Origin of the sequence: Fibrobacter sp. UWB11, from assembly GCF_900143015.1 — a bacterium.
In the GTDB taxonomy this organism is placed as follows: Bacteria; Fibrobacterota; Fibrobacteria; order Fibrobacterales; family Fibrobacteraceae; genus Fibrobacter.
Genome location: NZ_FSRT01000002.1, coordinates 72,813 through 86,503 on the forward strand (window position 1 = coordinate 72,813; position 13,691 = coordinate 86,503).

The following is a 13,691-nucleotide window of genomic DNA, read 5'->3' on the forward strand; positions in this document are numbered from 1 at the left end:
CTTAAAAAATATACGGACGAACCTGTTTAAAAATCAATTTGCGATCCTCCCCCATGACCTTAAATTCTATATCAAGAGCTAAAGCATCAGAGTACACATTGTACAAATTCGCAAAGTAGTTCTGAATTTTCTGCACAAATTGATATAGCTGGTAAATTTCGCCATCGGTGAGAATCAGCGAATCTGGACTCAGCGAAGAATGTTGCAACAAGACACTCTGCACACCACGAGCCGGTGGCGGGGACGGAATTATCGAAATAATTTCTGGGAGTTCGCCGCCCTCGGGGTTTGTAATTGACGTTTCGCCCACTTGAATGTTTGCGTAAATACCCGCCACAGAATAGTCCGCGATGTTCTGTGTAATGATGACCCCATTCGCCACTTCGTCCGGATAGGCTTCATGAACTGCGACAGCCATCTGCACCGACATGTGGTCGATGTTCCAAAGAGTCCGTTCCTCGAACACCTTAAAACTCCACACAGAAGCCCAGACCTTGCGAATTTCATCAGACGGCAAATCCTTTTCGCGCGCCGTCGCCTTGACAGACTTGTAAAGCCCTGCGCCGTTGAAGTCTTCCAAATCCTCGGAATTTGTACTGGAACGCAGACGCACACCTGCTTCGCCGTAGAGCGTGCGAACTTTAGCATCGAGAGATTCGCCAAAAGTTTTATCTACGGGAATATGCTTGAACATGTAACGGACATTGTCGAGCATCGCTTCGCGGAGGCGCGTATCGGTCTTAAAATCATCACGAGCGATAATGTTTGTGATGTAACCACGGAGAGACGCTCGCGGAGCCACAGCAGGCTCTGCATCCCTAGATACAGCACTCTGCGCTTGCCGAAGGGTGCTTATGCACGCATTCTTCACTTGCGTACAAATTTCAGACGAACGGCCTTCTTTTCCGCAGTCTTCAAAAGAGCATCCGCACAGTTCTTCCGTGACTTGAGCGTAATCCATAAAATGGCTGTAATGATAGAACGGCACAGCAAAACCATCAGGAGTATTTTCGGGCAGCAGTTTGTGGAGTTCAGCAAGATTTGCGGCCTTCACGCCCACCGATTTTGACGACTTGAAATTGAGATTTGCAAAATCGATGAATCCCGAATCAGACAAATCATACGTCAATTTTATCGGGTTTCGCACATTCTTATTCCAGAATGCTTGAGCTTCTTCAAGCGAAGTTTCGCCCACCGTGTAGGAGTTCGCCTTGACATCGAGTTTCACCAACTTTCCGCAAAGTGCAAGCAAACTATCGGGGAGTTCGTTCCCGTTAAAGGCTATGTTTGGCGTCTTGCGTGCTTGAGCGGCAAGATTCACATGCGAAAGCGGAGTCTGCGCGTCCTTGCTGATAGTCGCCGCAACCAGCGGAATTTCGGCCGGGAGCGTTTCGAGAATCAGAATGTCATGCGAAGAGACTATTGCCGTGTCGAGTTCTGCTGCGGTGAGCTTGCGGAGCGTCCCGTAAGCCGTTCCCGTATTCATAATCTGATACGGAATATCGCCAAACAGTTCCGCATGCGTAAAGACGAGAATGTCCGCTTTTTTAAATTCGTTGGCGTATTCTGCAGCAGCCCTCTCAGCGGTCGAGCCCGCCGGCATATAGAACAGCCGGTTCTTTGCACCTTTTGAATTGAGGAAAAGCAAGCGATCTTGAACTAGCCTATAAACCGCAGCGACTTGCACAGGCGTAATATAATCCGTCGGGAAAAACGTCAATGCAATCATGGAATCCACAGAGGCGTAATACGCAAGCGTTCCAGCGACAGTATTTTTCTCCGCACTGAAATAAGTTTCCTGATTGAAAACAGCAAGCGAGCGAGTTTCACCCAACACCATTTCCGCAAAATCATAATGATAAAAGAACTTCTTCGAGTTCATAAAATGAACTTCGGCAGAATCCGTACCAAAATCGCTAATAAGTATTTTTACCAAATAGCTTGCGCCCATTTCTGTTTTGGACGTATACGATAATTTGCGGAAGGCCTCATAACCGTCTTCTTTGTAAAAACCGGTATATTCATCATCATTCTGGATAAAAATAGGGAGCGGAGAATCGCTAGAAGATTCCGGGTCGGGGCCGGATTGACGGGAAGAACTAGAAATTGCATCGCCACATTCTCCAGATTGTTCATCACAAGGAAGAACGAGTGCAGGATTGTCATCGCTACACGCCAATAACGCAGCCATCAGCGACGCAAGCAAGAATTGAACATAAGCAAAACGACCCAAACGCATTCTAATCTCCTAACAAACTATTCTACATTAATTAGACAAACGACTATCGCCCGGACAAAGTTCAAAATTGTCGGTAAAATCACCAAACGAGCCATCTTCTAAATTAGAAAAACGGCACACAATCGGCAGTTGCCGAACTTTGCTTAAATCATCACTATTAAAATTGCAACCGTCTTCTATAAGCGTTGTACCATCGGCCTCATAAACTTTGAGACAATCCATTTCTTGGCAAGGACGAAAAGCAAAACCATTTATTGAAGAACGGGAATATTCAAATACTTTGCCGTCATAGCTAAAGCGGAACGAATCGTTATGGTGATTTCCGCCCCAATCATAAGTCACGTCATTCAGCGTTTCATACTTTCCGTTGACATAGAACACGGCCGAATCGACCCCAATATCAGGGTAAAAGCCCCAATGCGAAGTGCACCCCGTAGGCGAAGATTGCACATAAACATAGCCTTCCATACCCGCATACTTAAAAGAGCAAATCCAATCTTTCTGGTCGAAATCGCCTTCGAAGCCACCTATTTCTTGCGTTAAGTCGCAGTGATAAACCGCTTTTTTCGGGACCCTCGTTTTGAAAATTTGCAGCGGATCGCCAGAGACTTCTCCCGACAATCTTTTTGCAGATGAACTTGAGGAAGGCTCGGTCGAGGATGATGAAGCAGCTACGCTTGAAGAACTTTTCACGTCATTGCGAGAACTCGAAGATTCTTGAACATCTTCGCTCGAGCTCGAGCAATTTTCCGCCCATTGATAATTTGCGCTGGAAGAATCATCACCGCAAGCGATAACGAGAACAGCAATACAACCGAACAACAAATTACAGTATTTCATAGTAATAATATACCTCGTAAAAGCCTAAACGCTCCAGTTCATTCTAAAAACAACCAAAACACGATAAGTTTTAATTTTTTCTCAATTTCGCGAATCCCCGTCGCAAACCTTAAACGTGTCAGTAAAGTCAAAAACTGGATTTTCCGCATTTACCCCTCTACAAACGATAGGAATAGAACGCTGTTCATCACAACCATTCACAACATAAGTTTTTTTATCTGATTCAAAGACATTTAAGCAGTCCATTCCTTGACAAGGACGCCCTCCCCAGCCCAACGATGATTGTCCATAACGGAATACCTTACCTTTATATGTAAACCACAACTTTTGCACGTGATGATTTCCACCCCATTCATATTTAACATCCGATATATCCACAAATTTTCCATTAACATAAAGTTCCGCTTTATCAACGTCATAATTGGGCGTTAAGGAAAATCCGAAAGAACAAGAAGTAGGCGACAACTGCACATACAAGAATCCTTTTTCGCCATCGTAATCGTATGTGCATACAAAATCATTCTGCGAATATGTTTCTGTAAAAACGCCGTCTCCCCAATCTCCTTTTGCCTCGCATGTGTAAGCATCCCGTTTCGGGACTCGCATTTCGAAAATTTTCGAAGGATCTGTAGGGATTTCACTAGAAGAGCTGCTTACGTCATTGCGAGAGCTCGATGAGCTCGAAGCAATCCATGAAGATGAAGAGCTAATCACGCTCGACGATGAAACCGCATCGTTCGATGAACTGCTACTGGATCCTTCGCTAGAGCTCAGGATGACGTTATGCGATGAACTGCTCAAGTCATTACGAGAACTCGAGGAACTCGAAGCAATCAATGAGGAAGAACTTATTGCACTCGATGATGATTTGTCATTCTGGAAGCTCGAAGAGCTGATAGAATCCATGCTACTTGAAGATTCCGGATCGGGCCCGGAACGACGGGATGAACTTGAAGATTTCTCGGAATTCGAACTCGATGAACTTTTCACGTCATTGCGAGAACTCGAAGACTCTTGAACATCTTCGCTCGAACTCGAGCAATTTTCCGCCCATTGATAATTTGCGCTAGAAGAATCATCACCGCATGCGATAACGAAAAGCAACACACCCAAAGGCAATACCATTCGTTTCATAAACATATCCTCAACCATTTTTACAATCCTAAATATACTACCTCCACGAAATCTAGTCAATACGTTTATGCAACAAAATATCAATTTTTATTAAAATTTAGCCATTTTTATTAATTAAAAACACAAAATAAGTCTATATGCTACATTTGTAGCATATAGACGATTACTATTCCACACCTCTCGTTCCATTAATTTATCCCACACGCGCACGCATATTTTTGTTTACATCTTTTGCGTCTCTTTTTATTTATTTTCTATACGGGTTATAAACTAGGATTAGGGTTAAAGGAGTACCAAAGATGAGAAAGACTCACGCATTAGCGGGTCTTGTGTTAAGCACAACCCTTCTTGGCGCCGGCCTAACAAACGCCTTCGCCGCAGATGAAACCCTCAGATCCCTTGCAGATAAAAACAACATCTATATCGGAGCCATTCTGAACTCACAGTGGTTTGGCGGAGGCCTTCCCGGCAATTACGAACAAATCCACAAATCCCAATTTAACATCGTCGTCGCCGAAAACGAAATGAAATTCGACGCGACCGAGCCGCAGGAAGGCCGATTCAACTACGGCAACGGCGACAAGATGGTCAAGTACGCCCAGCAAAATGGAATGCGCGTCCGCGGCCACGCCCTCGCCTGGCACAGCCAAGTTCCGGGCTGGGTGAACAACTACAGGAACGACAAGCAGAAACTGCTCAAGGTGCTCAAGAACCACATCCAAAACGTGGTCGGGCACTGGAAAGGCAAAGTTGCCGAATGGGACGTGGTGAACGAAGCCATCAGCAACAACGAACCGATGTGGCGCTCCCAATCCGTCTGGTACCAGGGCATCGGTCCGGAATTCATCGACTCCGCATTCGTGTGGACGCACGCCGTTGACCCTGATGCAGAACTCTGCTATAACGATTACAACCTCGAACAAGGCGTCAATCCGAAAGCCAAAGCGGGCTTCTTGCTGGAACAAGTGAAGCGTTGGGTCAAAAACGGCATTCCCATCCATTGCGTGGGCTCCCAGACCCACGTGGAAGACACCACCACCGACAAGCACTTTATCGGCTCACCGGACAGCCTCCGCTCCCTCGCTAAAGAACTTGCAAAACTCAATGTCAAGCTGAAAATCACCGAACTTGATATCGGCTTCAAGAGCGGCATCAATGTCAGCAAGAGCGATCTTGAACGTCAGGGACAAACATTCCGTCAATACCTTGATATTATCCTCGAAGAACCGAATGCAGACACCTACTTGATTTGGGGCGTTTCCGATAAATGGAGCTGGCTTGGCGGCCTGAACAGACAAAAAGGCCTTATCTATGACGACAACTTAAAACCGAAGCCCGCATTCGACAGCATTATGGTGAGACTCCAGACATTCGAACCGCCCAAGGACACCACCAAGAAGGATACTGTAGCTACGGACACGACCAAAAAAGATACAACAGCAAAGGATACAACTAAAAAAGATAGCATCGAATCCATCAAGCCGTTCATCACGCCGAGCGGTATCTCTATGCAACTTGTAGGTCGCACGCTGTTCGTGACGGGTTCCAAGACCGCAAAGATTGACGTATTCGACATGCAAGGCCGCCCGATTTTCAGCGCCGAAAACAACAAGGGCGTTTTTGACCTTACCTCAATAGCCGAAGGCCTTTACGTGGTACGAGTGCAAAGCGGATTCTCGAATTTAACCAAACGGATTTCCATAAAATAGATTTCACCTCTTAATTAACTAGGGACTAGGATTTTTCCTGGTCCCTTTTCATTTGACTTTCGCAAGCGTTTTATGTATCTTTCGGGTTGGTGCAAATGGGTTTAAGAGGAATAAAATGAGAAAGAATCATTCTTTGTCACGTATTGCACTAGGTGCCGCAATTATTGGCGCTGGCTTTATGAACGCCAACGCTGCTGACGAAACCATTCGACAACTCGCTAAGGAACGCGGTCGCTTTATCGGCACCATTTTGAACAGCGAATGGTTCAACGATGCGATTGAACCGGAATTCGAAGAAATCCACAAAACGCAATTCAACGTGGTCGTCGCCGAAAACGAAATGAAATTCGACGCCACCGAGCCCAAAGAAGACGAATTCAACTTCGAAAAGGGCGACAAGATGGTCAAATACGCACAGGCAAATGGATTGCGTGTTCGCGGCCACGCCCTCGCCTGGCACAGCCAAGTGGCAAACTGGGTGAATAACTACAGCGGTCAAAAAGAAAAGTTACTGGCCGTACTCAAGAACCACATCACAAAAGTCGTCGGCCACTGGAAAGGCAAAGTTGCCGAATGGGACGTAGTGAACGAAGCCGTCAATGACGACTACAATGCCGATTGGCGTTCTACAAATTCCGTTTGGTACGAAGGCATCGGTGCAGAATTTTTGGATTCTGCATTTGTCTGGGCGCACGAAGCTGATCCAGATGCAGAACTTTGCTACAACGACTATTCCCTTGAATGGGGCTTGCGCGAAGGTTCCAAGGCAAGCTTTGTCGTAGAACAGGTCAAGCGTTGGAAAGCAAACAACATTCCTATCACTTGCGTGGGCACACAAACCCACATTGAAATCGCCCACGAAACGACTCCGCAAAATGTGCGCGCTTTGGCAAAAGCACTCGCAGAACTCAACGTGACTTTGAACATCACCGAACTCGACATCGGATTCCCGAAGGGTTCGGCAGGCAACCTCACCAAAGCGGACTACGCCAAGCAAGGGCACTTGTACCGCCAATTCATGGACGTGTTCCTCGAAGAACCAAACATGGGCGAATTCGTGATCTGGGGATTGACCGATGCTCACAGCTGGCTCGATGATCAACAAGGCAAGACCGAAGGGCTTCTTTATGACAAGCAATACAAGCCGAAGCCCGCATACGATAGCGTCATGGCAAGCCTCAAGGCACACCCCGCTTCCGAAGTTAAAACACCATATTCAGAAAAGATCCTCAATCCACCGAAAGATTGCGGAACAGAGAACTGCGGAGATTCCACAATCGCAATCAAGCCGAGCTTAGTTGCAAACAACATTTCAATGCACATCACCGGTCGTACGTTATTCATAACAGGAGCAACTGCAGCGACTAGCGCAAAAATCGATATATTCGATATGCAGGGGCGCCCCATGTTCAGCACAAAGTGTAAAAACGGTCGCGCGGACCTTTCCACAATCGCCGAAGGACTTTACGTCATTCGCATAAATAACGGTTTTTCAAGCATCGTCAAAAGAATAGCAATCAAGTAGAAAAAAATTGAAAGTTTCTATTGGAGTTGAGATTCTCCAAGAAAAAAAATCAACAGGTCGCAAATAAATTGCGGCCTTTTTTGCGTTTTTAGCCTATTTTCTGCAAATTTCCGGCTCAAAAAAATTTTTTCGTTAATGTAACCTAGTCACAGATTAAAGCCTTGGAATTATCTAAAATATAGGTGTAAAGAAAAGAGTTTAAAATAAAAAAAAGGAAAGGTAAAACAATGGCAGAATTACACATCACCAAAGACAACTTTGAACAAGAAGTCCTCAAGTCCGACAAGCCCGTTCTGATTGATTTCTGGGCGCCGTGGTGCGGTCCGTGCCGCATGCTTTCGCCGACCATCGCAGAAATTGCGGAGGAATGCAAGGACAGCATCAAGGTCGGAAAAGTGAACGTCGACGAAGAAGAGGAACTCGCAAGCATGTTCCATGTATCGAGCATTCCGACTCTCCTAGTCATCAAGGAAGGGAAAGTCGTCAACTCCTCTGTCGGCGTCCGCCCGAAAGACCAAATCTTGAAAATGCTTTAATCTATTCTCCTCTACCCATAACCCCCGCCAGCAAAAGCTGCGCGGGGCTCTTCGCTTTAAGAAACAGCCAACTTTTATATATTACAAGAGGGAGCATTTTATGAGCACAGGACACAACGCAACGCCAATCAGTCAAATTCTTTCAAAAATTCCATTTTGGGCAAACCTTTCTTCCGAAGAGAAGGCGCTCGTTTCGCAACGTGCCTTGACAAAGAGTTTCAACAAGGACCAAATCATAACAAGCGACCGTTCCGCATGCCTCGGGATTATCCTCATCCTCAAGGGAGGGGTCCGCATCAGCCTCATTTCTGATGAAGGCCGCGAAATTACACTCTACCGCGCCCATGCAGGTGAATTTTGCGTTTCAACTGCTTCGTGCGTCATTCACCAGCTGACATTTGAAGCGAACGTTTCAGCCGAAGAAGATACGACCGTACTCGTCATTCCTTCATCCGTTACAGCTCGGCTCATGGAAAAGAACATCTACGTGCGTTCATTCGTCTTTGAACAGGAGACTGAACGTTATTCGCAGACAATCTGGGCAATCCAGCAGATGCTCTTCAAAAAGTTCGACCAGCGCCTCGCCGCTTACTTCATTGAAGCCTACCAAAGCACAGGCAAGCCCGAAATCAAAAAAACGCAGGAAGAAATCGCCCGCGACGTGAATTCCGCCCGTGAGGTAGTCGCCCGCATGCTCAAGGATTTTGCTGCCAAGGGGTTTGTCGAAATCCAGCGCGGGAAAATCGTACTCAAGAACATCGAAGGGCTGAAAAAGCTGCTGTAAAAACTAAGTTTTATTTTGCCGCCCACTCCAAAAAATTCTAAATTGCCGCTCGTTCGGCGCATGTTGCGCCACATTAACCGGAGGCTAAAATGGCACTTCAATTCTACAACACAGCATCGCGTAAGAAAGAGATTTTCACACTTCCTGAAGGCGTTCCCGCCGTGCGCATGTACTGTTGTGGCCCGACGGTGTACCATTTCGCCCACATCGGTAACCTCCGCACCTACATTTTCGAAGACTTCCTGGTCCGCACGCTGAACTACTACGGCTACAAGGTGAATCACATCGTGAACATCACCGACGTGGGCCACTTGACCAGCGACGCCGACTCTGGCGACGACAAAATGGAAAAGGGCGCCGCCCGCGAAGGCAAGTCCGTTTGGGACATCGCGAAGTTCTACACCGACGCATTCATGGCCGACTGGCACCGCTTAAACATCCAGGAACCGACCCGCTGGACACCTGCCACGCAGCACATCCAGGAACAGATTGACCTGGTGAAGACCTTGGAAGAAAAGGGCTACACCTACCGCACTAGCGATGGCATCTATTTCGATAGCCTCAAGTTCCCGCGCTACGCCGATTTTGCCCGCCTCGACGTGGAAAACCTCCGCAAGGGTAGCCGCATCGACATGGGCGAAAAGAAGAACGCCACCGACTTTGCCTTGTGGAAGTTCAGCCCGAAGGACAAGAAGCGCGCCATGGAATGGGACAGCCCGTGGGGCGTCGGCTTCCCCGGCTGGCATATTGAATGCTCCGCCATGGCCATGAAGTACAACGGCCCGACGCTCGACATCCACTGCGGCGGTACCGACCACATCCGCGTGCACCACACAAACGAAATCGCCCAGAGCGAATGCGCCAACGGCGTGACGTTCGCACGCTTCTGGATGCACGGCGAATTCCTCCGCACCGCAAGCGAAGAAAAGCTGGAAGACGGCACGACCGAACAGAAGTTCGGCAAGATGAGCAAGTCCTCGGGCGAATTCTTGACCGTCTCGCTCCTCATGGACCGCGGCTTCAACCCGCTCGACTACCGCTTCTTCGCCATCGGCAGCCACTACCGCAACTACCTGAACTTCACTTGGGAAGCCCTCACCGGTGCCAAGGAAGCATTCAAGAGCTTGCACAAAAAGACTGACCCGCTGATCGGCAAGGCAACCGCCATTACAAGCGATGCTGCCAAGGCTTTCCAGCAGGAATTCAAGGACGCCATCGGTGACGACCTCAACATGCCTCGTGCCCTCGGCATCATGAACACGATGCTCAAGAGCGATATCGACGACGGCGAAAAAGCCGCTCTCGTAATGGACTTCGACAAGATCTTTGGTCTCAAACTTGACCAGCCTCGCGAAGAATACGCCAAGAAGGGTGCCAACGACGAAATCGACACCGCCAAGATTGAAGCCCTGATTGCCGCCCGTAAGGAAGCCCGCGCCAACAAGAACTGGGCCGAAAGTGACCGCATCCGCGATGAACTTGCCGCGATGAACATCGTGATCAAGGACTCTAAGGAAGGCACGACCTGGAGCATAAAGGAATAAGCCATTTTCCTCCTCGTTGTCATATACGTTGCATTTATTGGGCTAGGCCTCCCCGACACCATTCTTGGAGCAGCTTGGCCCTTAATGCATCTAGACCTTAAAACGCCGATTTCTGCGGCAGGCGTACTTTCCATTATTGCCTCCCTTGGAACAATTGTCTCTAGCCTTTGCACGCCGAAAGTTCTCCGCATTTTTGGCACAGGAAAACTCGTTGCCTACAGCATCGCGCTTACCGCAATCGCCTCCATCGGTTACGGTTTGGCGAACTCGTTCAACATTCTTTGCCTTTGGGCAATCCCCATGGGCATTGGCGCAGGAGCCGTCGATGTGGCGATGAACAACTTCGCCGCAGTTTATCTAGAATCCAAACACACAAACTGGCTGCATGCAAGTTGGGGCATCGGAGCTACACTCGGACCATCGCTCCTTTCGTTATCGATTTTGATCGGTGGCGGTTGGCGCGGGGCTTACGAATATGTCGCCGCTGCTCTCGCTGCAATTTTCGTACTGATTCTTATTTCACTCCCGCTTTGGAAAAAAACGGAAGCCCGCGGAGGGCTTTCGGAAAACGTCACTATCCAGGCAAAATCACCCGTAAAAGCACCGCAAATCAGCATTCGCGAAGCACTTCGGGTCCCGGGAATGAAGCTTTCGTTCCTCACGTTCTTCTTTTATTCGGCATTGGAAATTTCCACAAGCCTTTGGTGCGGCACCTACCTCATCGCCTGCGGATTCAAGCCCGAAATCGGAGCATTCATCGTGTCGCTCATGTTTGCATCCGTGATGATCGGCCGCATCGCAAGTGGATTTTTTGCGATTAAATTCACCGACCATCGCCTGATTTATGCCGGGATTTTCATCGTCGCCGCAGGCTGCCTTGTGCTTTCACTCCCGCTTCCGCTATGGATGCAGCCCGTTTGCATTTGCCTGCTCGGCCTCGGTTGCGCCCCTGTTTATCCATCACTAATTCACGCCACCCCTGCGCGTTTCGGCGAATCGCTCTCCAGCCAAGCCATCAGCATCCAGCTCGCCGGTTCTTACGTGGGTTCCATTTTGATGCCGCCTGCATTCGGTCTCGTTGCAACCAAATTCACAGTTCATCTTTGGCCAATTTCACTCTCGATTTTTGTCGGATTGTTACTTTTGTGCGTGTGCCTGCTGGACTACGTAACGCACAAGAAACTGAACAAATCTTACGCCCGCGAACGTGTCATTGACATCCTCCACACGGTCTCGATGGAAACGCTCAAACGGGAGCGCCGCATACAACGCCGTTTACGCAATCGTCATAGAAAACATTAAGGGTTTATTATGGAGATAAAGCAATTTGTATTCAATCCGTTCGGAGTGAACTGCTACATTCTGAGTAACAGCAAGGGCGAAGCCATTTTAATTGACCCGAGCGTGAGCAATGCCCGCGAACAAGCGGCTCTCGCTGATTACATCAAGTCGGAAAACCTCAAAGTCTGCCGCAACCTGAACACGCATTTGCATCTCGATCACGTGCTTGGAAACGCATTCGTAGAACGCACATATGGCATCAAAGCCGAAGCGCACAAAGATGACACGTTCCTTCTCGAAGCGCAAAAAGAACAAAGTCAATTGTTCGGACTCCCGTGTAACGATTTAGCGCCAGCATTGGGTAATTACCTGAACGACGGCGACATCATCGAAATTGCAGAAATCCGGTTGCAAGTGATTCACGTCGCAGGGCACTCCCCGGGCGGTCTTGCCTTCTTCTGCGAAAATCCGGGCAAAGTCAACGGACAAGATAACGTACCGCCGCTCCTTTTTCCAGGCGATATCATTTTTGCAGGCAGCCGCGGTCGCAGCGACCTCTACGGCGGTGACGAATTTGCCCTCGTAAGCGGCATCAAATCAAAGCTCCTTACGCTCCCGGCAGAGACTGTAGTGTTCCCCGGACATGGGCCAAGCACAACCATCGAGAATGAAAAGGGATGGTACTAATTTAAGCCAGAAGGAGATTCCCGATTAAATCGGGAATGACAGTGAAGTAACAAATGAACAACGGGCAAGCGAGAATCGGTTGGATTGACGAATTCAAGGGATTCGTTCTTTTGCTCGTTTGCCTTTTTCACATCGAGCAAAATTTCCCGAACGCACACTTGGGAATGTGGCATTTGAGCGCACTCCGCATGTCCGCATTTTTCTTTATTTCAGGGTTCCTATTCAGCACAAAGCGATTCACAAATTTTAAGGGGTACTTTACCCATAAAACGCGAGTCCTGTTAGTCCCCTACCTTTATCTTTCGTTCCTCTTTTTCGCCATTGACCCGGTCGTTTACAATTTTGCGCTGTACCCAAAATCGCCCACGATGACGGTCGTGAACACCATTCCTGACATCAATAACACTTGGCAATACATCTATTGGAACATCGCTAAAATTTTCATCGCCGGGAAATCTTCCGTTGGCGCAGGGCCACTGTGGTTTGTATTTACTTTATATTCCGTCAGCTTGCTTTTTTACCTGCTTCACGAGATGTCGAAAAAGCAAGTCCACCCCAAACTTTTTTTCGCCGTGATGTCCATAGAAGGTCTTCTTTGCGGTTGGCTCCTAAACGAGAACCACATTCACTTGCCGCTTGGCATTGAGCGCGACCTCACGATTCTCTTTTTCTTTGGATGCGGTTTTCTCTGCAAGGATCCTATCAAAAAGATTCACAGCGCCATTTCCGTAGGTGACGCTCACGCCGCAAAAAACACAGCCATCGTTGCTGCCATCGGAATTGCAAGCTTTATCGCCTACGCATTTTTGGAATCGCCCAGCCCGAATTTCAGCATCATGAACAATGACTTGGGCAAGAACCTCCCCCAATTTGTCGCAAGTTCCATTACAGGCATTATCGGCCTTATCGCCACGTTCCTGCTTGCAAGCAAAATTCCTGACTTTGCACCCATCCGAATTTTCAAGGGAATCCTCCGCAATATTTCCCGCAACGCACTTGTGATTCTCGCAGTCCATTGGTGGATTGTCCTGATATTGAGACTCTTCTTCAGGCCGCAAATCAACCAACCGGGAATCGCCTACATTGCCATCGTCATTGTCGCATTGGGCACTATCGCCGCAATTCCGCTTTTCCGCAGCAAGCTCCACCGCCTACTCGGCAAAGAAAAAATCAGCGTAAAAGAAAGCCTGAACATAAATAGCTAATTATTTCGAAAATCATTTAACATGTCATGCCCGCCACCGAGCTCTTTGATCACTTAGTGCTTTAGCACTTATGTGAGCATGATCCGCGAATGGGGAGGGCATCACCCTTTTAAAACGCAAAAAGAAAATTGAGCAAAATTTAGCTCGATGGAGATTCCCGCATTCGCGGGAATGACAAGATAATAATCGCTGAGCATCTCGAAAACG

11 protein-coding genes are annotated in these 13,691 nt (G+C 48.1%); 8 read left to right on the plus strand and 3 right to left on the minus strand.

Annotated features, from left to right (window positions below; translation table 11 throughout):
* Position 1: 1 nt before the first annotated feature.
* The 3 genes from BUQ91_RS08985 to BUQ91_RS15550 form a co-directional block, all read right to left on the minus strand.
* Complete coding sequence (locus BUQ91_RS08985) at positions 2 to 2,239, minus strand: PEP/pyruvate-binding domain-containing protein (RefSeq protein ID WP_074209011.1); 2,238 nt, start codon at positions 2,237 to 2,239, stop codon at positions 2 to 4.
* A 27-nt stretch (positions 2,240 to 2,266) separates the two neighbouring features.
* Positions 2,267 to 3,079: a hypothetical protein gene (locus tag BUQ91_RS08990; RefSeq protein ID WP_074209012.1), complete on the minus strand. Its 813-nt coding sequence runs from the start codon at positions 3,077 to 3,079 to the stop codon at positions 2,267 to 2,269.
* Positions 3,080 to 3,160: 81 nt separating this feature from the next.
* Positions 3,161 to 4,213 carry a hypothetical protein gene (locus BUQ91_RS15550; RefSeq protein ID WP_139299726.1) on the minus strand — a complete coding sequence of 351 codons (1,053 nt, stop codon included), beginning with the start codon at positions 4,211 to 4,213 and terminating at the stop codon, positions 3,161 to 3,163.
* 299 nt (positions 4,214 to 4,512) lie between these two features.
* Between BUQ91_RS15550 and BUQ91_RS09005 the strand changes: the two genes are divergently transcribed.
* From BUQ91_RS09005 to BUQ91_RS09040, 8 genes are all read left to right on the plus strand, one after another.
* On the plus strand, positions 4,513 to 5,922 hold the full coding sequence (locus BUQ91_RS09005) for an endo-1,4-beta-xylanase (RefSeq protein ID WP_074209015.1): 1,410 nt from the start codon (positions 4,513 to 4,515) through the stop codon (positions 5,920 to 5,922).
* Positions 5,923 to 6,037: 115 nt separating this feature from the next.
* Positions 6,038 to 7,447 (plus strand): endo-1,4-beta-xylanase, encoded by a 1,410-nt coding sequence (locus BUQ91_RS09010; protein ID WP_074209016.1) that lies wholly within the window; start codon positions 6,038 to 6,040, stop codon positions 7,445 to 7,447.
* A gap of 227 nt (positions 7,448 to 7,674) precedes the next feature.
* Positions 7,675 to 7,983, plus strand: a complete 309-nt coding sequence (trxA, locus tag BUQ91_RS09015; RefSeq protein WP_072827939.1) for a thioredoxin — start codon at positions 7,675 to 7,677, stop codon at positions 7,981 to 7,983.
* 100 nt (positions 7,984 to 8,083) lie between these two features.
* Positions 8,084 to 8,767, plus strand: coding sequence for a Crp/Fnr family transcriptional regulator (locus BUQ91_RS09020; protein WP_074209017.1), 684 nt, complete (start codon positions 8,084 to 8,086; stop codon positions 8,765 to 8,767).
* 89 nt (positions 8,768 to 8,856) lie between these two features.
* Complete coding sequence (gene cysS, locus BUQ91_RS09025) at positions 8,857 to 10,311, plus strand: cysteine--tRNA ligase (RefSeq protein WP_074209018.1); 1,455 nt, start codon at positions 8,857 to 8,859, stop codon at positions 10,309 to 10,311.
* A 36-nt stretch (positions 10,312 to 10,347) separates the two neighbouring features.
* Positions 10,348 to 11,613: an MFS transporter gene (locus BUQ91_RS09030; RefSeq protein WP_256382319.1), complete on the plus strand. Its 1,266-nt coding sequence runs from the start codon at positions 10,348 to 10,350 to the stop codon at positions 11,611 to 11,613.
* A 9-nt stretch (positions 11,614 to 11,622) separates the two neighbouring features.
* Positions 11,623 to 12,279, plus strand: a complete 657-nt coding sequence (locus tag BUQ91_RS09035; RefSeq protein WP_074209020.1) for an MBL fold metallo-hydrolase — start codon at positions 11,623 to 11,625, stop codon at positions 12,277 to 12,279.
* Positions 12,280 to 12,332: 53 nt separating this feature from the next.
* Positions 12,333 to 13,484 (plus strand): acyltransferase family protein, encoded by a 1,152-nt coding sequence (locus BUQ91_RS09040; RefSeq protein WP_074209021.1) that lies wholly within the window; start codon positions 12,333 to 12,335, stop codon positions 13,482 to 13,484.
* Positions 13,485 to 13,691 lie beyond the last annotated feature (207 nt).

Bases quoted from the DNA above. Each gene is read 5' to 3' on its own strand.
- BUQ91_RS08985 (WP_074209011.1), bottom strand. From the start codon at position 2,239: ATGCGTTTGGGTCGTTTTGCTTATGTTCAATTCTTGCTTGCGTCGCTG.
- BUQ91_RS08990 (WP_074209012.1), bottom strand. From the start codon at position 3,079: ATGAAATACTGTAATTTGTTGTTCGGTTGTATTGCTGTTCTCGTTATC.
- BUQ91_RS15550 (WP_139299726.1), bottom strand. From the start codon at position 4,213: ATGAAACGAATGGTATTGCCTTTGGGTGTGTTGCTTTTCGTTATCGCA.
- BUQ91_RS09005 (WP_074209015.1), top strand. From the start codon at position 4,513: ATGAGAAAGACTCACGCATTAGCGGGTCTTGTGTTAAGCACAACCCTT.
- BUQ91_RS09010 (WP_074209016.1), top strand. From the start codon at position 6,038: ATGAGAAAGAATCATTCTTTGTCACGTATTGCACTAGGTGCCGCAATT.
- trxA (WP_072827939.1), top strand. From the start codon at position 7,675: ATGGCAGAATTACACATCACCAAAGACAACTTTGAACAAGAAGTCCTC.
- BUQ91_RS09020 (WP_074209017.1), top strand. From the start codon at position 8,084: ATGAGCACAGGACACAACGCAACGCCAATCAGTCAAATTCTTTCAAAA.
- cysS (WP_074209018.1), top strand. From the start codon at position 8,857: ATGGCACTTCAATTCTACAACACAGCATCGCGTAAGAAAGAGATTTTC.
- BUQ91_RS09035 (WP_074209020.1), top strand. From the start codon at position 11,623: ATGGAGATAAAGCAATTTGTATTCAATCCGTTCGGAGTGAACTGCTAC.
- BUQ91_RS09040 (WP_074209021.1), top strand. From the start codon at position 12,333: ATGAACAACGGGCAAGCGAGAATCGGTTGGATTGACGAATTCAAGGGA.